Source organism: Mesorhizobium sp. M0618, from assembly GCF_040320765.1.
GTDB lineage: Bacteria > Pseudomonadota > Alphaproteobacteria > Rhizobiales > Rhizobiaceae > Mesorhizobium.
Genome location: NZ_JAMYQH010000019.1, coordinates 51,760 through 74,251, shown reverse-complemented (window position 1 = coordinate 74,251; position 22,492 = coordinate 51,760). Strand labels below are relative to the sequence as shown.

17 protein-coding genes are annotated in these 22,492 nt (G+C 60.3%); 8 read left to right on the top strand and 9 right to left on the bottom strand.

What is annotated here, in order from left to right; genetic code table 11:
- Positions 1-66: 66 nt before the first annotated feature.
- Positions 67-1,014, bottom strand: a complete 948-nt coding sequence (locus NKJ04_RS20435) for a LysR family transcriptional regulator (RefSeq protein ID WP_352677228.1) — start codon at positions 1,012-1,014, stop codon at positions 67-69.
- A gap of 270 nt (positions 1,015-1,284) precedes the next feature.
- Between NKJ04_RS20435 and NKJ04_RS20430 the strand changes: the two genes are divergently transcribed.
- From NKJ04_RS20430 to NKJ04_RS20415, 4 genes are all read left to right on the top strand, one after another.
- Positions 1,285-1,944, top strand: a complete 660-nt coding sequence (locus NKJ04_RS20430; RefSeq protein ID WP_352677227.1) for an ABC transporter permease — start codon at positions 1,285-1,287, stop codon at positions 1,942-1,944.
- Positions 1,945-1,957: 13 nt separating this feature from the next.
- Positions 1,958-2,707 carry an ABC transporter permease gene (locus NKJ04_RS20425; RefSeq protein WP_352677226.1) on the top strand — a complete coding sequence of 250 codons (750 nt, stop codon included), beginning with the start codon at positions 1,958-1,960 and terminating at the stop codon, positions 2,705-2,707.
- Positions 2,708-2,758: 51 nt separating this feature from the next.
- Positions 2,759-3,607, top strand: coding sequence for a transporter substrate-binding domain-containing protein (locus NKJ04_RS20420; RefSeq protein ID WP_352677225.1), 849 nt, complete (start codon positions 2,759-2,761; stop codon positions 3,605-3,607).
- A 74-nt stretch (positions 3,608-3,681) separates the two neighbouring features.
- Complete coding sequence (locus NKJ04_RS20415; RefSeq protein ID WP_352677224.1) at positions 3,682-4,935, top strand: CapA family protein; 1,254 nt, start codon at positions 3,682-3,684, stop codon at positions 4,933-4,935.
- Between the two features lie 21 nt (positions 4,936-4,956).
- On the opposite strand, the gene NKJ04_RS20410 is transcribed toward NKJ04_RS20415, so the two are convergent.
- Positions 4,957-5,469: a helix-turn-helix domain-containing protein gene (locus tag NKJ04_RS20410; protein ID WP_352677223.1), complete on the bottom strand. Its 513-nt coding sequence runs from the start codon at positions 5,467-5,469 to the stop codon at positions 4,957-4,959.
- A 166-nt stretch (positions 5,470-5,635) separates the two neighbouring features.
- Here NKJ04_RS20410 and NKJ04_RS20405 point away from each other — a divergent pair, with 166 nt between their 5' ends.
- The 4 genes from NKJ04_RS20405 (at position 5,636) to NKJ04_RS20390 (ending at position 7,819) form a co-directional block, all read left to right on the top strand.
- Positions 5,636-5,872 carry a helix-turn-helix domain-containing protein gene (locus tag NKJ04_RS20405; RefSeq protein WP_352504313.1) on the top strand — a complete coding sequence of 79 codons (237 nt, stop codon included), beginning with the start codon at positions 5,636-5,638 and terminating at the stop codon, positions 5,870-5,872.
- Positions 5,873-6,119: 247 nt separating this feature from the next.
- Positions 6,120-6,359, top strand: coding sequence for a helix-turn-helix transcriptional regulator (locus NKJ04_RS20400; RefSeq protein WP_352677222.1), 240 nt, complete (start codon positions 6,120-6,122; stop codon positions 6,357-6,359).
- A 35-nt stretch (positions 6,360-6,394) separates the two neighbouring features.
- The gene (locus tag NKJ04_RS20395) at positions 6,395-6,712 is read left to right on the top strand and encodes a hypothetical protein (RefSeq protein ID WP_352677221.1); all 318 of its coding nucleotides are present in this window, start codon (positions 6,395-6,397) and stop codon (positions 6,710-6,712) included.
- A gap of 21 nt (positions 6,713-6,733) precedes the next feature.
- Positions 6,734-7,819, top strand: coding sequence for a hypothetical protein (locus NKJ04_RS20390; RefSeq protein ID WP_352677220.1), 1,086 nt, complete (start codon positions 6,734-6,736; stop codon positions 7,817-7,819).
- A 227-nt stretch (positions 7,820-8,046) separates the two neighbouring features.
- On the opposite strand, the gene NKJ04_RS20385 is transcribed toward NKJ04_RS20390, so the two are convergent.
- The 7 genes from NKJ04_RS20385 to NKJ04_RS20355 form a co-directional block, all read right to left on the bottom strand.
- On the bottom strand, positions 8,047-13,575 hold the full coding sequence (locus tag NKJ04_RS20385) for a DEAD/DEAH box helicase (protein WP_352677219.1): 5,529 nt from the start codon (positions 13,573-13,575) through the stop codon (positions 8,047-8,049).
- Positions 13,572-14,591 (bottom strand): Druantia-type antiviral defence protein DruD, encoded by a 1,020-nt coding sequence (gene druD / locus NKJ04_RS20380; protein ID WP_352677218.1) that lies wholly within the window; start codon positions 14,589-14,591, stop codon positions 13,572-13,574. The genes NKJ04_RS20385 and druD overlap by 4 nt, the downstream gene beginning before the upstream one ends.
- A 7-nt stretch (positions 14,592-14,598) precedes the next feature.
- Entirely contained in the window at positions 14,599-16,500 is a 1,902-nt protein-coding gene (locus NKJ04_RS20375; protein WP_352677217.1) for a hypothetical protein, read from the bottom strand.
- Positions 16,497-17,759, bottom strand: coding sequence for a hypothetical protein (locus tag NKJ04_RS20370; protein ID WP_352677216.1), 1,263 nt, complete (start codon positions 17,757-17,759; stop codon positions 16,497-16,499). The genes NKJ04_RS20375 and NKJ04_RS20370 overlap by 4 nt, the downstream gene beginning before the upstream one ends.
- A gap of 361 nt (positions 17,760-18,120) precedes the next feature.
- Positions 18,121-19,344, bottom strand: a complete 1,224-nt coding sequence (locus NKJ04_RS20365) for a Druantia anti-phage system protein DruA (protein WP_352677215.1) — start codon at positions 19,342-19,344, stop codon at positions 18,121-18,123.
- 467 nt (positions 19,345-19,811) lie between these two features.
- Positions 19,812-21,224, bottom strand: a complete 1,413-nt coding sequence (locus NKJ04_RS20360) for a hypothetical protein (RefSeq protein ID WP_352677214.1) — start codon at positions 21,222-21,224, stop codon at positions 19,812-19,814.
- Positions 21,214-22,419, bottom strand: coding sequence for an MFS transporter (locus tag NKJ04_RS20355; protein ID WP_352677213.1), 1,206 nt, complete (start codon positions 22,417-22,419; stop codon positions 21,214-21,216). The genes NKJ04_RS20360 and NKJ04_RS20355 overlap by 11 nt, the downstream gene beginning before the upstream one ends.
- Between the last annotated feature and the right edge of the window lie 73 nt (positions 22,420-22,492).

Below are 22,492 nucleotides of genomic sequence, written 5' to 3'. Positions count from 1 at the left end.
AGATGTTGCGTTGATATACACATCTCAGCCGGAAACCCTGCACACGATCCGAACTGCGAGGGCAGCCTAGCCGACCGCCAATAAATTGGCGCTTCCTAAGGAAACCGCAGGCGGCTCCGTGGAAAACGCGGCGATGATCGCCTCGAGCGAGACATTCAATGCGCTGGAAAAGGTCCGGCCCTTCTGCCAAATCGCAACGTAGTGGTAGAGCGCGGACGGCTCCACTGGCCTTATTCCCAAGTGAAACGCAGCGTACTCACGCGCGATGATCTCGTTGGTTATCGAAATGCCTAGGCCAGCCGAAACGTATCCGGCTTCGTGACCGTTGCAGTCGAATTCCACCAGTATGTCTGGCTCGACGCCGGCGAAGCGCAACGCATTGAAGTTCATTTGGTGGGCGGCGAACTGGGGATCGATATCGACGATCGTTTCGCCTGCCAGGTCGTGAGCCTCGATACAGGTCTGTTTTGAAAAGCGATGGTCGGGATGAAAGATGCATACGTTTCGTGCCGACCCAAGCGGCGCCCACTCAAACAGGCGTGGATCCAGGGGCAATCTTGAGATTCCGAGATCCGCCCGCCCGGCCAGGATGTGCTCGCCGATCTGCTCGTAGCTTCCAGAAATCGAGCGGACATTCGAAGCGGTCTTTGAGTGGATGATCGCCACAACCTTGGGCAAGGTCACGAAACCGAAAACAGAAGGCGCGGCAATCCCAATCCGTTGCTTTTCCTCGTTCTTTATAGCGAAGATCGACGCTTCAAGCCGATCCAGGGACGTCAGGGCAAGTTCCACGTTTCGCAGGAGTTCCCAGGCTTCCTGCAAGGGAACGATGCGGTTGGCTGATCTCTTGAAGAGTGTGATGCCGAGCGTGGTCTCGAGTTGCTTCACATGTTGACTGACGGCCGGCTGGCTTATCCCGAGCGCAACCGCTGCTCGCCGTGTCGAACCGGCCCGCAACACTTCTCGGAAGACCTTCAACTGACGGAGCTTCAGGTCGCTCTGCAGCAACTCCATTCCCTGCGCGCCTTTCCCTGATAACCACCCGGGAAGCAGAAATCGCCATCCTGAGGAGCACCGAACCACCTCAGTATATAACGGCGCGTTATAGATAAAATAATAAAAATTATAGATTGAGTGTGTAATTTCATGCGCTAGAATTAGCGAATATGTCAAATTAACTCCAAATTACAAATATAACAATTCACAACCTTGGGTTATACGGCTTGGTCTGAGTGACAAAGGCCGGCGTATCCTTCGGTAATTGCGAGTCGAGGAAAGCGCCCCATGGGTGGTTTTACTACTCAGTTTGTTGTCGCACTCAGCGTGACCATCAGCCTGGCCCTTGTCAGCGGCTGCCTTGGTACGGCATTTGGGTTGTTTTTGGCGATTTCGAAGGGTACGGCAAAACCGCGCCTCAACGCGGTCGTGACCGCCTACACCACAGTCGTCCGTGGTGTACCAGAACTTCTCGTTATCCTGCTCATCTACTTCGGCGGAACCACGCTCGCCAGCAAGATCGCCGGCCGGTATGTCGAGGTGAACGCATTCACCGCAGGCGTTATCGCGCTCTCGGTCGTCTTCAGCGGTTATGCGACAGAAGTGTTTCGCGGCGCGATTGCGGCGGTGCCAGCGGGTCAAACCGAAGCGGCAAAGTCGCTTGGGCTGAACGCCTGGCAGCGCTGGATGTTCGTCATCGGACCGCAGATGCTGCGGCTTGCGCTGCCTGCCTATGGCAATCTCTGGATTTCGCTTTTCAAGGATACCGCGCTGGTTTCGATCGTCGGCCTGACCGACATCATGCGCGTTGCGTATGTGGGGGCCGGGTCCTTGCGCGCACCCTTAACTTTCTACCTTTCGGCCTCCGTTCTCTATCTCTCGCTGACCACCGTCACGCTGCTGTCGATCCGGCTGGCTGAGCGGCGCTATCCGGCACTCGGCCGGTAGGAGGGAGCGACCCATGAACCTCGGCTTGATGTTTGACGCAATATTGGTCCTGCCTTCGGGCGTTGGTCTCACATTGACCCTGACGGTCTTGTCGCTGACGGCCGGATTTCTTCTGTCCGTGCCGCTGGCCTTCATGCGCGCGTTTGGACGTCCTGGCCTCTCGCTCGCGGTACTCGCATACACCTATGTGATCCGCGGGACGCCGATGCTCGTTCAGCTCTTCCTGCTCTATTACGGCCTCGCTCAGATCGAGGCGGTGCGGGCCAGCATCTTCTGGGTGATCCTGCGCGACCCCTTCTGGTGCGCCCTTCTGACATTTTCGCTGAACAGCGCGGCACACACCACCGAGATCCTGTGCCGCGGTCTCCTGTCCGTGCCTAAGGGTGTCACCGAGGCGGCCACGTCTCTCGGCTTGAAACGCTTCCAGATCGCTCGCCTGGTCACCTTCCCGATCGCTTTCAGGATATCGCTCCCGGCCTACGGCAACGAGATCGTCGGGATGATCAAGGGCTCTTCGCTCGCGAGCACCGTGACGCTGCTCGAGATCACCGGCATGGCGAGACAGATGGTGTCGACCACGTTCGCGCCGTACGAGATCTTCATCGTCGCCGGAGCGATCTACCTATCGCTCACCTCGATCGCGGTGAAAGCGATCCAGTTGCTGGAGCGATGGCTTTCGACCGACGGCCATCCGGTGCGTCGACGAAAGGCGCGAGTGCGCTCCGCCCTACCTGACCCAGAGATCACGACGCCCCTGCCCTGACGCGCAGGTTCTGGGCTCTCCTTTCCATCCAAACCAACGAAGAGGTGCATCATGCGCATACCCCTGGCTATTGCTGTTTCTATCGCCTCCCTGATGTCGGCATTCCCCGCCGGCGCCGAAAGCGGGCGCGTCATATCGATTGCCACTGAAGGTGCCTCGCCGCCCTGGGACAGCACCGACGCGAACGGTCAACTCTACGGCTACGATATCGATGTTGGGCAGGAGCTGTGCCGTCGCATCGAGATCAAATGTACCTTCGTTCCGCAGGATTGGGACGGGATCATCCCGGCGCTGCTTGTCGGCAAGTTCGACGTCATCATGTCCGGGATGGCGATCACGGAAAAACGCAAGCAGTCGATCGCGTTCTCGATCCCTTATGCCACCGGCTTCAACCAGTTCGTCGTGCGCAAGGACCTGGGTCTCGACGCCGGCGACACCAAGGAAAAGGTCAACCTTTCGACCATCGGCGACAAGGAAAAGGCAACCATTGAACGCCTCAGATCGACACTCGCCGGCAAGGCGATCGGGGCCCTGCGCTCGTCGAATTCGGAAGCCGTCGTGATGGAAATCCTGGGCGATGTCGTGACCATTCGCAGTTATGACAGCCTGGACAATCTGAAGCTCGATCTTGCCGCGGGTCGCATCGACGGCGGCCTCGCCGACTATTTCACCTGGCGGGATTTTCTGGAGACGCCTTCCGGCTCGGACGTGGTGTTTTTCGGGCCGGAACTGAAGGGCGGGCTCTGGGGGCCGGGCGTCGGCGCCGGCATGCGCATGGATGATACCGAGTTGCTCGCCAAGTTCAACGCGGCCATCGACGCGGCTACCAAGGATGGGACGATCAAGGCGCTGAGCCTGAAATGGTTCAAGAGCGATATCTCGCCGGCCATCTCGCAATAGGCGGCAACCGACTTCGACATTGACGTGGCACCAGCGTGAACGCCGGCGCCCTCCCCTCCTTCAAGGCGAGCTCCATGAAAGACCAGTTCTGCGCGGTCGTTACCGGCCAATCCCTGATCAAGCACGACATCCGTGACGTCAAAGACGAACGCTTCATCGCGGTTACGGACTTCCTGCGCCAAGGCGACGTCGTCTTCACCAACTTCGAGTCGACGATCCTGGGCAAGCACGGCGGGTGGCCGACCAAGGGCAAATACTTTGGATATTCCAGTGCTGAAGTGCTCGACGCACTGCAGGCCATCGGTTTCAACGCGCTTGCGCTCGCGAACAACCACGCCTTCGATCTCGGAGCTGGCGGCATCCTTTCGACGCTGGAGGAGGTGGAAGCGCGGGGTTTCCTCCATGCCGGCATCGGGGCCGACGAGACGGAAGCGAGGAAACCGGGCCGCCACCGGCTGGGCGCGCGCGAGGTCGCGCTTCTTGCGATGGATGCAGGCCCCGGCCCGACCAACATGTATGCCGAGGACCGCACCGCCTTCCGGCCGGCTCGGCCCGGCGTCAATCATCTGAACACCGTTCGCAAGATGGGGGTGCCGGACGGCCATTTCCGCAGATTGGCAAGGCTGGGCACTCATTTGCAAAGCTCCCCCTTTGAACTGGCGAACTATGCGCAACCGGAGGACCCGGTAGAGGTGATGGCCGGCAAGGAGATCAATTTCTACGGCACCGTATTCGCGCAGGCCGCCGATTTTGGCCGCCTCATCGAAGTCGATCAGCGGAGTGCGAGTGTCCATCTGGCCGCCATCCGGCACGCCGCGGCTCAAGGTGATTTCGTCATTGCCTATCTGCACCACCATCATTGGGAACCAGGTTGGCAGGATGTGCCGCGCTGGGTGCAAGCCTTTGCCAGGATGTGCATCGACGCCGGCGCGAGCCTGTTCGTCAGCCACGGCGCGCCGGTGCTGCAGGCCGTGGAGATCTACAACGGCTCGCCGATCTTCTATGGCCTCGGAAACTTCCTCTTCCACGTCCACCCAGACGAAAACGAATGGGATCCTCCGGAAGTCTGGCAAAGCATCGTCGCCGCGTGCCGCTATGATGCGGGCGGACACCTCGCAAAAATAGACCTCCTGCCCGTCGTGATCGTCGCGGACCCTCCGTCTCTTCGATCAGCAACAGGCGGAGTGGTTCCCGTCGGCGCGACAGGAAGTGCGGCGCGAGACATCCTCGAGGGATTTGCCACCCGATCGCGGGCGTTCGGCGTCGAAATCGAAGTGTCCTCGACTTGCGGCCGCATCGCCCTGCCCGCTGCACGAAAATTCGGCTGACGCTGACGGCCCCACCGGCCGTCAGACGGTCTTGCATTCGGCCGGCGGGGATTCGCCGGCCGTCTCGCTATCCGCCTTTGTGTCTAGGAGGGTCAGTTCTTCTCCTAACGCTGCGATCAGGGACGAGACGCGACCGCGCACACGCGGCGGAAGATTCACTAGCCCCTCGATCAGACGCCGCCCCTCTGCGCTGGCGATGAAATCCAGGCGCTCATCGACCGGCAGGGGCCGCGCCTCGACGCGGGTCTCATCGTTTCCCGGCAGGCCTTCGAAGAAGCGGCCGACAGGAACGTCGAGCGAGTTGGCGATCTCGTAGAGCATCGACGCGCTCACGCGGTTCCTCGCGTTCTCGTATTTCTGAAGTTGCTGGAAACTGATGCCTATGGATCGGGCAAGCTGGGCTTGCGAGACGTCCGATTGGACGCGAACCATTGCAATCTGCCTGCCGACATGCTGATCGGCGGGATGAGGGTCACTGTCGATCTTTGGCTTCGGCCCCGTCCGAAGGAGGACGGTGCGTTGCGGTTTCAACAAGGCCTTTCGAACCTCCACTAGTCAGCCGGATGGAGAGTCTCTCGCGTACGCTCAGGGCCCTTCGCGCCGATGTCATCTGCAGGTCGATTCGCCATTTAATATACCTTATAGGGTGCAAAATGACCCTATAGGTGGCGAAGAAAATCTGCCTGCCGATTGTGGACTCATGGTCAGTCCACGACAGATTCGAGCCGCACGGGCTTTGCTTGGTTGGTCGCAGCAGGAGCTTGCTGACAAGGCAATTGTGTCGCTGAATGCGCTGACCCGGTTGGAAAACGGCAAGGTAGATTCCCGTATCAGCACTTTGCAGGCCATTGAGGCGGCTCTCACAAAAGCAGGTGTCGAATTTCTGTCCGCTGGTCAAAAGGGTGAGGGTGTACGGCTCTTAGATCCTCATGCTTGAATGCCCCGTTGGCTGAAAGCCAGGTTCTCGCAATTGCAATTGCCACAAGTGCCCTCCTGCGGGTGACGAGAGACAAAGTCATGGTATTGTCGAATCACCCATGGATTCGAGCTCGCTTAAACTTGGTCGTGGCTAGGGTGGGCGCATGCTGCACTATCCGCCCATCAACTAGGTCGCAAATTGTCTAACGTTGGACATTTAAGCTGACATTCGACCCATAGTCAAACAAAAAGACTGATTTTAGCTAATGAGCCAAATTTCGGTGGAGCAATGCAGAGGCGCCAGAGCGATGCTCGGCTGGAGCCAAGCCGAACTGGCGGAAGCTGCAAGTGTTTCGCGCGCTACGGTTGTGGATTTCGAACGAGGCTTGCGCGTCCCACATCGCAACAACCTCGGTGCCATTCGTGATGCACTCGAAGCTGCCGGTATAGAATTTATTCCGGAGAACGGCGGTGGTGCTGGCGTGCGCTTGGTCAAACGGCGTTAGCGGCGCCGAAAGCACAGCTTCAGGCGCGCCTGAGAATGAAGCTGCGCGTGAAGCCAAATCACTGTATGAAATTTGGAATAGAGACAGGGAACCTCATCATGGCCTCTGCGACAGCGTCGGAATTCAAGAACGAAAGCGATCTCGTTTTCAGCGATATCTCCAGCGAAGCGTGGCGGGAATACCATTTTGAATCGGGTGCAAAGGTCCGGATCGATAGTCCGCAGAGGCTCAACGTCAGCGACAGCGGCGGCCATCGCATCTTCGACAGTAACGGCTTATCCCACTACATTCCTAAGGGTTGGATCCACCTTATTTGGGAAACGAAGCCGGGCCAGCCCAATTTCGTGCGTTAGTCAGGCCAAAAGGCGGGCTCTATGATCGTGTTCCTGTCTTCGTCGGCCCGAGCCCGCTATGCTGATGATATTATCCGCATGCTGGCGCTTCCACGTGGCGGCCAGATGCAGTTCCGCTACGACGGTAAGTGGCTTGCTGGCGATGTTCGTAGCAGAGTCCCCCGCGAGCAACTCGCCGACGAGTACGCCTTGGTGTGTTTTGTAGCCGGCAGCAGTGATCCAATCCCCTATGAACTCATACCCATTCGCATTGCTCGCGTTATTCGGGCTGAGAGCGTCGGAACGTCTTACATTTTTACTCTTGCTGCCGATGCTTATGTCAGTGAAGCGACAACTGGTGAATTGCGCGCAGCAATCAGTCCTGCCTGTCGCGAGCGCTTGCCTAGCGCAGCCCAAGGGCCGAGTGAGATCTATTGCTTCTCCCTCGACTTTGAGTTGCGACCGCACCAGCGTTTGACATTCGAAGCCTTTGAGGAGACTGCAAAGCAGTTGAGCCGTCATAAATCGTTCGCGGCCGAGCAAAGCGCGTTCTTCGCTGTACGTCAGATCAGCAAGATCTCGGGCCGAAGCTGGTTTGGAACTTGGCCTCGGTCGAGTGCTGTCGAGCAGGGCGCGTTTCGAGTTTCGACTGGCAAGCGCTACGAATGCGAGGTGTACTGCCTTAGGTTGTTCGAGCACCCCATCGACGCAGATGGTGCCCGGTCGACGCCAAAGGAACTTGCCTTGGTCGCCGAGGCAAATGACGATTCGATCCAGTTTGCATCCGCCAAACGCAGCGTCATCGATTCACGTTATGACTTGAAGCGCTACGTTTTTGCAGCCGAACCGGAGGTGATGAGGCGCGTTAGCGGTATCAGATTATTCCTTTCGGCAGAGGGCGACGGAGAAGATCGTGTACGCCAAGACATCTCTCTCCAGATGATCTTCGGTGGCTCGCTTGTCCTAGCTTCTATTCGTGCTGTTGCGATCGGTATCGCGACTGCCGGCCCAGGAATGATTGCCGCAAATGCCGCCGGGAAGCTTAGCTCCGGAGCCGCGGTCCTGATGATCGCGCTGGGCGCTCTTGCTGGCATATCCGCAATTTTTCCCTCCTTTCGAAAGCCCTGATCGAAAGTCTTGGTGTTGGGGCCTTAGACGAAAATGGCGCTGGCTCCCTCAGGGAACCCAGATCCGTCGAGATGCCGTAGTCAAACGGCGTGCACCATCGGCCCGATGCCCTGCCAGGACGTTCGGCCACGTGCACGTCCCGAGTTCCGCGGGCTCGAAGGGCTGCAGAGACGGCAATCGCCTTCCTCCGACCAACTTCCAGCCGCCCGCGAGCTCAGCGATCACTTCTATTTCTCATAGAGGACTGTGTTGCGCACCATCTGATGTTCATCTGGCAGATTACGGCCCAGGACGAATTCGTTCAGCACGACTGAGGCCGTTGTTGGGGGTAGATTACTGAATGAGTGCCCTTGCCATTCCGGCGTAAGCAAAGCAGGGCGAAGCCCAACAGCGACTTGCTGGTTGGAGCTTGCAACGCCAAGTGGGACAGTGACTCCTTGTATTTCGACAGGCCCCGTACACGCAAAACCCTCCAGTTCGAGCAGCCGTTGGAGATTTCGCAGCAAATTGGCCTGCGCGGCGGGTGACTTCTCCTTGGGCAGCGTGCCATCGAGCGCATAGCGGAGCAGCTCGGCTCCGAGGTTTCGGTCAAGACGTTCCTTGAGGTACTGGTTATGATAGTGCCGCAGGCAACTCTCGCATGACTGCTCGCAGTGGGCGGGGCATTCCTCCAATAGCTTGAGGGTCTGCTGGAGGATTTCCTCGATGTTCCGCGCCGCGAGATCGGCGTAGCCGGCCCCACCGGACAAAGTATCGTATAGGTAGACGTCGAGCAGCAGCGTGTCGTCTTCCGGGTTCGGGACGACACGGAACCCGGCACCGAACTCAGAAGGATCGAGGTCGATTTGTGGATGCCGGCTGGCTGCCAGGCGCAACCCTTCGGCAACCGAGTACAGGGAGTCTTCGAGTATCCTCAATTGCAAGGGGTCGCCCGTCTCGGTGACAAGCGGCTGCCTTAGGTTGATACGCAACAACAGCAAATCGGTGGAGAAGACGTGGCCTAGGAACACGTTTTCATAGGTACCAGGACACTGATGCCCCGGCCTCGGCTTCCGGTACGAGAACTCAATCTTGTAGGGTCGGCTGTGGGACACCTGTGGCTGCTCGTCGACCGAGGCGCGTCCGCACTGGTTGCAGATCCAGAATCCGCTGCGACCGTCCGACGTCTCCTGTCCCTTGTTGACGGTCACCAACTGGCGGTCGGTGGTGACCACGTACATGAGGTTGCGGCCGACGGGTCGCAGGCTGGGCAGATCATCCTTGCCCACTGGGACGGGAAACTGCGCGGCCGTCGCGTAGGTAATGTCCTGATCGCGATCATCGTCCTTGAGCGCCCTGCCTTCCTCCGGCAGGAAGACTTGCGGCGCCACCATGTGCGTGTGTTTCAGGTCGCTTTCGCACACCGGGCAACGCGCGCCGCCCTGTGTCACGTCATTCAAATCCGCGACAAAGCTGCAGTTCTCGCAGTGCACCAACGTGTGGCGTTCCTCAAAGATCGCCTCTGCGCGATTCTCGACGTCGGGCAATGTGTTCGCGACCACCCCGCCGGAGCGATAGGTTTCCTTGTTGATGACAATCAGACGGCCGGGCGCATATTCGCTCAGTGCCTTGCCAATGGACTGCTGCGGCCGTTCGACGACCTCCATCTTCCACTCGTTGTTGCGCTGAACCAGGCGCTCCACAAGGAAACTCGATAGGTCCGTGGGGAAAGCATAGCTGGGCAGCAAACCCTTGGCGAATAGGAACTCCAGCAGCTCTTGATCAGCGATGGCCTCGCGCTCGGAACGCCGATCCTCCTCCTCCTCGCCGCCTGCGGCAACCTCACCTTCGCCTGCGGCGGTTGCTGCTACCAGTTCAGCCCGGAAACGGGCGAGAGTCGCCAGCAAGGCTTCGGCCTCATCGCCGATCCAGGCGTCGATCGTCCGGGGGGCGACGCGGAGGTTGTCCGGCAGCCAGTTGCGAATGAGAGGGCGCAGATGGCCGGTTGGCGTAAGAAGCTCCTTTCGCACCCACATGTCGAAGCTTGCAATATCGAGCCCCGACATGGGCTCACCGAGGAAAAAGTCCGTAGCCTTGCCAAGTGCCCGGAACAGCGCAGACGATCCCGCCCCGACAGACACATCGTGATGGTCCATGTGGTTGTGGAAAAACGTTTGGAAGAGGTAGGCGACGATGTGGCGCCGCGCGATCTTTGGGTTGTCGACCTTAACGTCGGGGTTGCGGGGATCGCCCGCGACGATCTGTTCTGGGTTGTTGTAGTAGTAGCCGTCGTGAGGGCCATTCTGCGCGTAGGTCAGCACAGTTGAAAGCGACGAGCCGCGGCGTCCCGCCCGGCCGGCTCGCTGCTGGTAGTTCTCCCGCTGCGGCGGCACGTTCCGCAGGCCTACCGCAACAAGGGAGCCGATATCGACACCCACTTCCATGGTCGTGGTGCAGCTCAGCACGTCAATAGGCTTGTCGGACTTCGCGATACGGACATCCTTGAAACGCAGTTCAAATTGTTCAGTGGTCGCGTGCACCCGTGCATTGTCGCGGTTTGACAACTGGGCGGTATGTTCCTCGACCGAAATGCTGCGTAGTTGCGCACCGCCGGTCAGCACACGTTCCACCGGGGCACGCCAAAAGCCCTTGCGCGCCCTGATATACTCGCTCTGGGAAGGCGTGACCGACTCCAAGGATCCTGAACCACAAGCCGCGCAATGACCATGAACGGTCATCGGCAATAGCGCGGTACAGTCGTCGCAGTGATGCCAAGTCATGTCCAGGTCGATGTGAACGATGACCTTGGCGGGATCGATGAAGATCGCGCCGGTGGAGTCAGCCAGCCCCAGTTCGTTCGCGAGTTCCTTCTCGACCAAACCGAGGGTAGTCAGGTCGATCTGCAGGGCGGCGGCCAGCGCGGGCCGGATTGCCTTCGGAAAATTGCCGTTGCTGCCCCACGCGTTCCTCCAGCGGCCTGCCGCCGACCCACGGACGTTGCCTTCGATGGTATGGTCAAAGGCGTAGCCGTCCGCCACATGCATCAGCCACGCGGCGGCCAGGCCGGCCATGTCTGCGGCGGGAAGCGCCGGCATCAAAGGGGCGGCCACACTAACAAGCTTGGCCAGCGCGCGCCGGGCCGGAAAGAGGCAACCGACAGTCGTGCCGGCCAGCGAGTAATATCGGCCGCACAGTTGCCTGAGGAGAGCCATCCTGTAGCGGCTGGGCGGCGGTCCGGGGTCGAAATCGGCCAGCAATTCCTCGATAGGTTGGTCTGCATGGTCCTTTTGGAGGCGCCTCACCTGGTCCTCGATTGTTTGCGCGTCCTCCCGGTCAAAGATTGGCAAATTGCTGTCGCTCAGAACCTTGAGCACCGCGATGTAAAGACTACGGTCAGGCCGCGGTTCGCGACCCGCCTGGAGCAGCGCCCGTGTGGCCAGCGACAACACTTGCCGGAAAATGTCTTGCTCTACCTCCCGCGGAATATCGCGAGCCAACCGGGCCGCCTTCTGCCGGCCGTCCGAAAAGAGAAGGACCTTGCGACCACCGTTGGGGTACTCTCGGGTTTCGGTCCGCGAAGCCGGTTGGCTGTCCAATTGCGTCTTCACTAAGTTGGCGAACGGCGCTTCGCCCTTGGTGGCGTGGTCCATGATCGTGGATGTCTCACTGCGCAGAGTTGGTTCGCCGCAGACACAGCAATTGCCAAACCTTACGCCGTTCTTGACCCAGTCTTGGTTCTGGGTGGGCAGATAGACGCGGGTAAAGCCTTCTGCCGGCCGCTCGGCGCTGTAATTAAGACGGCCGCTCCGGATGTCGAGCCAGGCGGAAACGCAGTCGAGAAAGCTCGGGTTGGGCGGTTCCATCAGCACTTCCACTTCAACCAGCGGCGGCTGGCGGCCTTCACGGAACGGCCCGGACGGTGTGCTCCAAAGGAAATCAGGTTGCGGTCCATCGGCGTAACCCCGCAAGTAGGCGGTACCGCACTCACGGTGCGTAAGGAGTTCGAAGACCCGCCCGCCGCACTGGCACTGCCGGCGGTGGTGGGTATGGAGCCTGCCGAGAATCCGGCCAGGTCCCTGATGGCGTGCATGGGCACAGTTCGGATCGACGCAGGCGAATAGCCCCGGCAGGCCGCGAAAGAACATGTGCAGGCGGGTAGGCAACAGTACGCGGTCGTCCGCTTTGCGGCGCGCAAAGGGGGCCAGCGCAAGCAAGGCCGCTAGAGCGCGAGTACCATCGGGATGGCGCTCAAACAGTTGCTCCTGCAGGGCGTCCAGCGCCAGAGCCTTGCCGGATACAAGCTCGATGAGCCTTTCGAGCACAGGAAAGCCAGTAAGGTTGGCAAACACGTAGTCGGGCAGGTCTTCGGCTGACGTCGGTTCTGACCAGCCCATCCCAGCAGCCAATGCGGCCACCGCGTCTCGCGCAGTCTCTGGATGGGTGGCGTATTGTTCGAAAGCTGCCAAATCAAAAACCGCGAGCACATCGGTCACGCGGTCGCTAGGCGGGCCGCTGCCGTGGCGCTGTTCACGCGTACCCGTGATAACCGCGAACCCACGCCGGGATTGGCGCGGTAATCCAGTGAGATTGCGCGCGAACTCGTCGATCGCTGCCTCGGCGGCTGTACCCTGCCCCAAGCTGGCGCTGGTCAGAATGAACCGCACGCGTTCACGCGGCACGTCAAGACGTGCGAGCAGGCGTCTGATCAGCAGAGCAACCTCCGCACCACCAGCGCCCCGATACATGTGCGCCTCGTCGAGCACCAGAATCAGCTCATTGGCGCTGTCGGCGTGCAGCCACTCCTTCGTCTGCTGGAAGATGGACCGCTCGATTGGCCGCATCAGCATGTATTCAAGCATAGAGTAGTTGGTGATAAGGATATCCGGGCATGCCCGCTGGGTTTCATCGCGAGTCATCATCTCGCGGTCGCCAGGCTGGGTGATGAGGCGGCGGTCCCAATGACGATAGCGCCGTGGTGCACCGCCTTTTGGATTGGGCTTCAGTTCCTCGTGTTGCTTGCCATAGAACGCGGTCAGGTCCTTTGAAGGCCATTGCCCAATCTTGGTAAGGCCTGACACTGTCTCGGGTGTTGCCATCAAGGGCAGGTAAAAGCTCTCGAACAGCGGCTCGATACGCTCGCCGTCGCGCTTGGCCGAGCGGAGTCCTGGATAGGGCGATCGGCCGGTATAACTGCCAAAGCGCACCGGCCGGGCGCGACCCGCCGAAACAATGGCCGATGCAACCTCGTCGCCGAACAGGCGGCGAATGCGGCCCAGTTGATCATTGACCAGAGCGTTCATCGGATAGAGCAGCAAGGCACGGCAGCCCGGTAGCGCCGCCGTGGCTGGCCGGTCGCGTGCCTCTTGGGTCAGTTGGCCGATGATCGGCATCAGGAAGCTCTCGGTCTTTCCCGAGCCGGTACCCGTGGCAACGATCAGATCGGAGCCCGCAAAATACCTCTCAAGGGCTTGTGCCTGATGGACGTAGGGCCGGGGAAACAAGCCGACTTTTGCCGCTGAAAGCTCCGCCAACACCCTTGCCACCGCTGGGGGCAGATCAAGTTGGTCATAGGGAGCCCCTAGTTCATAGACCGGAGTAGACTCAACAAATGGAGCCTGCGCGACCGCGCCGTCCTCCTGCAGTAGCAGCCGCCGCTCTTGGATGAGTGCCTGGTTGCGCACGTGGTACTGCGCCTCAATGTAGCCGCGCAGGCTTGAGCCCAGCCGCCCAACCGTGGCGTGTACGCCGTGCTCGCTCTGCTCAACCCCGTTGCTCACAGCGCTCCCCCTCTCAGTTTTATCCCAAGCCGCCCAAGCGCGTGTGTCACGAACGGCATGGCGCGAACCGGGAAGGCCATGGAACGGACTGACCGGGGAGTTGTGTCGTCATATTCCCAGCCAATCGCGAGAACGCGGGCCTCCTCCATGGGCAGATCCTTGGCCAGCGTAACCTGCACCAGATCATTGTCCCGCCTCACATTTAATGTGCGTGTAGCGCGAAGCGCGTCGTCGTAGGCAAAGCGGAACCGACGCGCGTGTCCATGGTCGACCGTTGCTGCACGCCGCAGTAGTAGCCCATTGGCTGTAGGCTCGAACTCTCCGAGATAGTACGGTCGGTTGTAGAGTGACGTTGGCTTTGCCTGCGCGCGGCACAGCCGCAAAGAGACACCGGTGAGTTCAACCTCACGGGCATTTATCCAGCGTGATCGCGACTGCTGCACAGCTTGGTCCGGAGCGTATACTTCGAGGTGGTCGGCTGGCATTGTCGCCTGCTGGAGACGTGGGCGATAGATCTTAAGCGCCTTGCCCATCCAGATGCCGATGGGTTCGGTGCGACCGAGCCAATCATCAAAGCTCTGCACGACCATCTGCGTGACGCCGGCATTCGCATAGCGCATGACCCCTGCCGCGACAAAGCCGCCTGGCGGGAGAGCGCCAAGCAAGAAGGACACGCTATCCGATAGTGCAACTGAGCGCGGAGGCGTTGACTTCCAGTAGCCTCCAGGTGACCGCCAAAGATCGCCCGTTTCCTCGAGCGCCTCCAGCACCTTGTTAGCCAGCGGACGCGCCTCGGCAGGCGCGAGCAAGCCTCCAAGATTTTTTTCGATCATGTCGGTTAGGCGCCCTGTGAACACGCCGTGACCATCCCGCGCTCCGTCTGCATCGCACGCAGCGTGCAGATGCGCAGCAATCAACGCGCGCCGAACCGCATCCGGGGGGCCTTGGACCGACAAGCCGACCGTCACGCTCGCCAGCGCCTCGGAGGCGGAAAGGACACGCAGTGACAGGGCCATCTCGGTGCTACTCCCTCCTGATACCAGCTAGGTCGAGCAGGAGTTGGAGCCGTGTGTCTACATGGTCCTCGCTATCGATCCGCCCGCCATCGAGTTCGTCCTCGATGTCCTCCGGTGCCAAGCCCGTCATGCGCCAAAACGGCCACAACCAGCCATAGGAGGTGGATTGGAGCGAGGTAGGCGCATTTGAAGTACGGAAACTCTCAAGCGTGGACATGAAGGCTGTTGCAGTCCGCTCGATGCGCGGGTTGCGCAACGAACGATCCTTCCGCAAAAGCCTCAGCAATTCTTCCGTTTGGGCTTTGCCTTTGGAGAGTTGCATCGATAAGGCCTTGGGATCGAGCGACGCCAGTGCCCCTGCCGAGACAACGGCGTTTGCCTTGGGGAAAATGCTCCAGTCCAGCACATCCGCGTCGAACACCGGTCCCAGTTGGAGATAGAGCGGCTGCTCTGGAAACGTCGAAACTCCGTCTGCCAGTGTTGCCACAACCACGACGCTTGCGTCCCGGACCAGATCCGCGATCGCATCGGCCAGCAGCTCGAACGGCGCATTGTTGACCCGCTCGAGCACCACCGCCCCGATCATGCCATCCCGGTTGCCAAATGCCGCCACCACATCGGTGTCGAGCGTCGCTGCATCGACAAAACCGACCGGCACTCGCGCCCGCACCAGATGCTTTCCGGCGAGCGCCATTGCCGTCGCACGGGCCAGCTCTGTCGAGAATGATCCCTTGAGAAACAGCACCCTGCCAGTGACCACAGCGGCGAGCACTTCCTCGGCAAAGACTGCGGCGCCCGGAGACTTGAGGCCAAGCGCAGCGTAGTTCGATGTCAGCAGGGCCGCAGCCTCTGTACCCGTCGCCAGGGCCTTGATCGGATCCGGTCGTTGCTCCAGGGGCACAACCCGTAGCGATGGGGTGGAGGCCACGGATGGTGCCTCGGTCTGCACCGGAGCCGGGCTGGCGTTCTGCCCCAGTTGCCCAACCCTCTCGGCGATGTCGGCAAGCTGTTCTTGCAGTTCCGCGGTGTGCTTTCCTGCCTGGTCCTCGGTGTCGCTCCAGAGCGCCTCGAGATCGGTCACGCTACGTTCAACGGCCTTCAGGCGCCCGTCTGCCGCGTCGCTGACGCACGCAACGGCCTGACCATGGGTTTCGAACTCCTTCCGCACAGCCGCCAGTTCGGCAATCACGGTTTCTAGTGCGCGCGTAGAGGCGCCCTCTTCGACCACCGGGGCTGGCCGGGCCGCGAGACCGGTCACGGTCTCCGCCAATCGCGCTACCTCGCCTGCCAACCCCTCAACGTCGCCCTGCAGGCTTTTCAACAGTTCCTCATAGCCTTGCATACGCTTCGGAAGAATGGACAACTCCCGGTCTCTCTCTACCGCCATCAGCGGTTTGGCGCTGCTTGCCAGCCGCTCAAGCGTATCGGTGGTTTCGAAGGGGCTAAATTGGAGAAGCCGAGTGATTGTCTCTGCAGCACAATTGTTGAGAAAGGACTGTCCATGCAGACTGCGGAACAGCGTTTCTATCTCCGCTTGCGGCTGGTCCGCGACCACCTGCGGATGGTCTTTTGCTGTTGCATTCTCGATCGCGTCGAGCAACGCGGCGAGACCCTCGACATCCTTCAGGTGCTGTGCCGCCCACGCCCGCCACAGATAGTAGTAGGCGTTGTCTGCACGCTCCTTGGCCTTGGGAGCGCCGCCCTTCTTGAGAAAGTGATGGAGAAGCGCCTGCTTGCGCTTCGGAAGGCTAGCGGCACTATCCTTGCGAAAGCCGTCAACACTAGGCAGCACACTCATCAGTTCCCGGCTGGTCTTGCTGGTTATTTCGTTGATGAAGGCCAGCAGTTCGCGATCACCAAGCGCGCGTAGCCGCTTGACAGCCTGCGGTGTGGGCGACGGCTGGGTCATGTTGCGTCCCTGTTTCCGCGAATACGGGTCAAGGCAAGACGGTGGTGAGCCTCAAGCCAACGCGGCGCAATCATGGCGCGCAATGCGGTCGAAAGTGCCTCGTCGGATTGCGACCTTGAAGCAATGCCCGCCTGCCCAGCGGCGGCGAGAAGCCAACGGGCATGCGCACGCGTGGCTGGTGGCAGGTGCCGGGTCGGCCCAGCCGTGGCCACCCGCATATCGAACCACCACGCGCCGAACGGACCCAAGTCCAATACCACGTCGCGTTTGGTGTCACGCAGGGCGTCTTGGAGTTCAGCGAGGGCTTCCGTCGTCACTGTCTCGGCTGCCGAATGGAGATCTGCGGCGGTGGTCGCGAAGACGTGCTGGGCCCAATCGACAGCCCCCGCCGACCGTGACCGAAGGCTTGGAACAAGTCCGCGGGGAACATTGAGGCCAGAAAGGTCGAGCGAGCCGGCCCGCACCTGCTCAAGTAGGGGCCGTGCATCGGCCGAGCTCGCCGAAACTGAGCGTGAACCAAAGGTCAGAAGAGCTCCCCTTGCAGCTCGCACAACAGGTCTGACCAGTACCTCTGGCAATAGCCACCCCTCTGCCTCCAGAACAGGCGGCTCGGCCGCCGGAAAGCCACTGATTCGTATGAATTGCCATTGTCCCCGTGCAAGGGGTACGGACGCGCTGTCATCACCGCTGCGTGCGAGGAGGCTTGCCTCACCGTGGCCATCGCCTGGATGGATCGCCAAGGTGAGTTCGCCCCTGGTGTCCAGGACAAGGCGGGCCGATGTGTCGATGAAGTGCATGGGCGGTGACACGACGCCCCACCGACGTTTGGCCTGCTGCACCGCCAAACCGGTAGCCCGCCTGATCCACTCTGCCAGCCCTTCGTCGGCCACCTGCGGAAGCGTGACCAGCAGGCAGCTCCACTGCTTCAGGTCGGCCAGACGGGTGACTGCGAGTTGCGGCGGCACACTCGTAACAAGCTCGGCACGCTGCACGAAATAATAGGTAGCGCCCGAGTCCAGGCCGCTTGCCAACGCCTGTCGGCTGCCTCTGCCGGCCGAAAAGACTGTGCTCCGCACGGAATCCAAACCGGGTATGCGCTCCTGTACGGCGATGCCAAAGGCGTTGTCCACGTCTCCGCTGACCCAAGCCACGCGAAACGTCGAGGAGTCAGGGTTAACCGCGTAGGCCTGGGCTCCAACGTGCAGCCGGGCACAGGCTACCTCGACCCGGAACCCGTCGCCACCACCGTCGAAGGTCAACCTACCTCTCGGGGTAGGCGCACGCGGAATCTGCACCTCAAGGCCCCAACGGGCCGATACCCTGCCCACCGGCGGCTGCACATGCAGAGTAAGGGCAAGGGGCAACTGAGGTGTAGCTGGCTCTGGCCGCGCCTGCACGGCCGGCTCCGCCCCTGGCCCCTGCCATCCCTCGGACGCATGATAAAGGTAGCACTCCGGCCGCGCGGCACCCGAGACGTGGGCAAAGTACGCATCGCGGTAGGTGCCTTGCCGGGGGCTAACCCGCGCATCGCACACAGGACAGGAGTAGCGGCGGTACCGCTGCGCCAGTGGGGCCTCTACCTGCTGTCCGCTCGCAACGTCGATGGCGAAATACATCCCCTCAGCCCGTGCGACTGGCGGGTTGCGCAGACTGTTCCTTCAACTCGGCAAGGCTACCGGCAATGGTGCCGTTCACCAACAGCGGCACGCGGTCTTTGCGCCAATTGCGATAAGCCGGCTCGCGGATGCCGCGCGGGGCCATCCAGCGGCTTACGGCCAGCGCCGATACGTCGGCGACGCTCAAAAGGTTGCTGTAGTCAGGATCGGCCCCGCTTCCGCCGAGGATGTCGACCGCGTTAGCTGCCAGGCTGCACAGGAACACTTGCCGCTGAATGCCGTGTTTTAGCAATGAGTCTTTGAAGCCCAGCCGCGTCAGCGCCGCCTTGATGGTGCGCAGCCGCCAGTTCGGTCCCTTGCCATACTCATGGTGGTCGGCATAGTCGTGGCTGAGCTCCCGGAGATAGGCCCGAAGTTTCTCGAACAGGGCGTCTGTAATATGGAAGTGCCCCCATCCGATGGTATAGCCCACCGGCTGGAAGTACCGCGTGCCGCCAAGGGCCAATCGATTATAGACCGACGAACGGCCCATCGATGAGCTGGTTGTGACCATCAGCAGGCTGGCGTGCTTGGCGGCTCCCGAAATGATGCCGATGGACTCACCGTAGGTGTCCTTGAAGTCCCGCACTACTTCCTGGGTTCGCACCAGTGCAGCCACAGCCTTGCCGCCGAGCAGGAACGAGTACGGCGGCACCGCACCCAGCACATAAGCGTCCAGCAGGTGCACCAGCCGCAGCGAACGGTCAGCCGAGTTCCAGCCGACCAACTTGTCGCGTACCGACAGATTGAAAACAGGGTCGCCCAAAGCGACAATCCCCGCCAGTCGGTCGTGACCCTCGTCCCACACCAGGTAGCGCAGGCGGCGGCCAAACCCTGCCGATACAGGTACGGACCAGGTTAGCGTGGCCAGTCGGAATAGGTCGGCATCCTTGGTATCGCTGCGCACTCGCCGAAGCGCCAACCTGACGTTGGCAGGTTCAATCTCGTCGCCGTCCGCAAAATGCGGCAGGAGTTCCTCTGCACATCGGGCAAGGAAGACTGTGTTCGCCTCGAGTTTGTCCCTGCGTTGCTCGCCATGGAGCTGACGCACCGCCTGCTTGTCTTGCCCTGGCGGCAACAGCAAGCCGTTCTTACCCTTTTTGAACCCAAGGCGCTTGAGATGCTGGCGGACCGCGCGTTTCAGTTGCACTTCCGGCGTCGGAAACTTAACTAGTATGCCCCTGCCCATCGGCGCTTTTCCCCCAATCCCTCTGGTTTTTCCAGATTATTGTTTGCATTCTTACAATCAATCAACAGTCAAAGCGTAACGGATGCCTAGAAGGTAAACCACAACTTGGTACGCAAAAAGCTGAGATTCGCCAGCTCTGTCGATCCTTCTATCCTAATGGCCCACGACAATAGCCCGGATTCTTCGAGGACGGTCCTGCCCCCTTGATGCTGAGGACGTGTTGGGCGGCGGTGATGGACGAACCAGCCGCATTGGCGTGGAAATGCTACCCGCTATACCTCACCGCCACTCGTGGCGTCGGGGAGACTGCTTCAGTGCTAAAGTCCCTTCACAATATCGGACATTTCGAATGGACGGTGACGTCTGCTTTTCGGAACCTGCATAGCAGTCCGCAATGACCGATTTGGCGCGAAGGAGCCATTCGCAACCGGCGTACACATGCCAGTGCTGGAAGCGCATGAAACATTTCAGGAAAAGGCCCATTCCTCGTCGGCCGGCGTGACTAACCCCTGCCGCAGCCGTCTATGAAGTTCAAGCCACGACGGGTCCGTCACGAAGCCTTTCATGCTTCCACATGACTTGGCGAAGGAAATGTCGCCCAAACGGTCGATAAGATCACTCATCGCGCCGTTCCTGCCATTTAGGAATAGCTCGAGCGGATCATCATCACACTCAATTACCCGATGTCCCCACGCACCCGGTACGTCGTCGGTTGCGAGAGTCTGCCGAAGATCTTCATCCAAGCCTGCGGCCTCGAGCGCCCGGGAGACGACATAGCGCATCAGGGGGTAGTAGATCGGCTGATAGCTGCCTCCAAGCGCGCGCACGCCTGGCAGGATCGACAACACCAGAAACATCAGCAGGAGATTCGGGATAAGGCTGCGGTTTGCCAGCCGCTCGAGGATGTCGGGGGCTGTGAAGCACGCCACCTTCATACCGGTCGCAGGATCGATGAGTTCTCCGGCGATCAGACGCAGCGGAAGGCGTTTGCCATTTTCATAGAGCCAGAAGAAATCAGTCCCGCGCGCGAGCCAGCCACTCCAGGGGCCGTACGCGAGCCCGTCGAGGCCGGCAAGAATGTTGGAGGCGAACCTCGGGTCGTCCAGCAGTCTCATGCGTAGCCAGGAATTTTCGTCCGACAGATGGTCGGCCACCAGGTCGGCGATATCCTCGTCATCGATCTGCAGGAAGGCAAAGTGGTCTCCGAACATTTTTGGCCAAAGGATGAGATTGGCTGCCTTGATGGCATGCGCCGGCCGGTCGAATTGCGTTTTCGGCAGAAGGCTACGAAGCAGCGTGAGCGCGTCTCCCCCAGTGTTTGGCTCCGTAGGCAACAACTCGAACCTATAGGGTCCTGGCCCGGCTAGCAGGCTGTATCCGATCATCCGGCTTCGGCTCAGGCCGAAGACGTTGACCGGCTTCCCGTCAACGGTGAGCCAGCCTGGTCCCTTGCGTGGCTTTTCGACGAGATTCACAGTCGAAACGGCGTAGGAAACGTAGGTCGAACAGCCATGCGCCGAGAGACCAAGGAGGCTGAAGATATGCGTGTAATAGGCTTCCGGCTCCATGAGGAGAAACAAATGAGGGCCTGTCTGCAACACGCGGCGCCTTTCGAAATCCCTGCAGATTTCCGAGGCGGTATCGGCAGACAACCCGTTTCGTGTCGCTGCCTTCCTGATGATGTCGAGTAGTTTGGTGAAGGCGCGAAAGCGGATTTCTGGCACGGACCTGGTAGCTGGCGCCTCGAACAGGCGAAACGCATAATCGCGGATCGGCCAGGAATGGTATGGGCTCATCCAGGGGTAGAGTGCCGTCAGCGACCCCAGGACTGCCTGTTTCGCATCTACGCCTGCTGTTAGCTCTTCCACCTCACGATTCACCTTTTTCTTGTGTCTGAATTACACCGACGCTCAAACACGAAACACTGATGAGGAGCACCACTCCGAAGCCGAAGAAAATCGTCGAAGGAAATGCTCGATCTCCTACAGCGGCGGCAACGCCGAAGACGATTAATCCGAGCGCCACGGCCACACTGTGCATAAGGCCTTTTGCCCGGCCCAACAGATAATCCGACACACGCGACTGCAATGTGACTTCAACGCTGACGCGTCCAAGATTGTATAGAAATCCGAGCGCTGCAAAAAGGATTGCTGTCCAGGGCGTGCGCAGAGATGTCAGCGCCATGAGGACCAGCGCCGATAAGCCCAAAAGCATGAGATGCCGCGCGTGGCTACTCATCGCTCTTTCAATCCGGAATAGAGAGACCGCGCCGATCAGTGAGCCCGCCGACCATGCAGCCTCGAGGTAGCCGAAATCCACGGCAGTACCCTTCTGCTCCTGGAAGACGAAGCTCGATCCCATGACGCTGACAAGCACCGCGCTTGTGTAGAGAAGCGCGTAGACGGCAACGAGACGACACAGGCTCAGATCGATTTGGGCAGCCGAGATTTTGGCGATGCGGACATCACGCGAAACCGGTTCCAGCCGCATCATGGTCAGGCAGCCCGCTGAAAACAGGAAGAAGGCAGCAAGAACGGTGAATGGCAGGGCTGGGGAGCGCTCATGCAGCAAAGGCCCTGCAAGCAGAGCTGCGCCGAGGTTGCCGAACTGCATGACGAAGAAGACGGCGGAATTCGTGGCTACAAGATCGCGGCCGTAAGCTATCACGGGGATCATTGATTGAGAGCTCGTAAGCGCGACACGGTCGCAAAACGAAAAGATGGCCGCTGACAGGCAGATGATCAGAAACACGTCCATGTAGAGGAGCGCGCAAGCGGTAGCCAGCATAACGAGGAAGCGGCTGAGGTCTGCCGCAACGTTCAAGCATCGCCTGTCAAATCGATCCGCCGCCACGCCGGCCAAAGGGCTCGCGATGAATTCGACAAAACTTGCGATCGCAAGGAACGTCGCCACGCCGGCGGTTCCGTACCCTCGCTCGACGAGAATCCAGGCGGATGCGATGTAGTAGCCGTTTCGGGCAACAGCCGCCGATAGCGTGCTGGCAAGGAATCCGAGGCAGGGTTTGGCCCGGTTGGGCCGTCCTTTGCCATGATGAATTCGAACCAGGGTTGACATGAGCGGCGTATCCGGCTGATCGCCGATGGATACCTTCTTCCGCCAAGCCTGCTTTACTGTGATGTTGGTGTTT

Coding starts and splice junctions, on each gene's coding strand:
- NKJ04_RS20435 (WP_352677228.1), bottom strand. CDS start 1,014: ATGGAGTTGCTGCAGAGCGACCTGAAGCTCCGTCAGTTGAAGGTCTTC.
- NKJ04_RS20355 (WP_352677213.1), bottom strand. CDS start 22,419: ATGTCAACCCTGGTTCGAATTCATCATGGCAAAGGACGGCCCAACCGG.
- NKJ04_RS20405 (WP_352504313.1), top strand. CDS start 5,636: ATGGTCAGTCCACGACAGATTCGAGCCGCACGGGCTTTGCTTGGTTGG.
- NKJ04_RS20420 (WP_352677225.1), top strand. CDS start 2,759: ATGCGCATACCCCTGGCTATTGCTGTTTCTATCGCCTCCCTGATGTCG.
- NKJ04_RS20365 (WP_352677215.1), bottom strand. CDS start 19,344: ATGGGCAGGGGCATACTAGTTAAGTTTCCGACGCCGGAAGTGCAACTG.
- NKJ04_RS20400 (WP_352677222.1), top strand. CDS start 6,120: ATGAGCCAAATTTCGGTGGAGCAATGCAGAGGCGCCAGAGCGATGCTC.
- druD (WP_352677218.1), bottom strand. CDS start 14,591: ATGGCCCTGTCACTGCGTGTCCTTTCCGCCTCCGAGGCGCTGGCGAGC.
- NKJ04_RS20415 (WP_352677224.1), top strand. CDS start 3,682: ATGAAAGACCAGTTCTGCGCGGTCGTTACCGGCCAATCCCTGATCAAG.
- NKJ04_RS20375 (WP_352677217.1), bottom strand. CDS start 16,500: ATGACCCAGCCGTCGCCCACACCGCAGGCTGTCAAGCGGCTACGCGCG.
- NKJ04_RS20395 (WP_352677221.1), top strand. CDS start 6,395: ATGAAGCTGCGCGTGAAGCCAAATCACTGTATGAAATTTGGAATAGAG.
- NKJ04_RS20390 (WP_352677220.1), top strand. CDS start 6,734: ATGATCGTGTTCCTGTCTTCGTCGGCCCGAGCCCGCTATGCTGATGAT.
- NKJ04_RS20430 (WP_352677227.1), top strand. CDS start 1,285: ATGGGTGGTTTTACTACTCAGTTTGTTGTCGCACTCAGCGTGACCATC.
- NKJ04_RS20425 (WP_352677226.1), top strand. CDS start 1,958: ATGAACCTCGGCTTGATGTTTGACGCAATATTGGTCCTGCCTTCGGGC.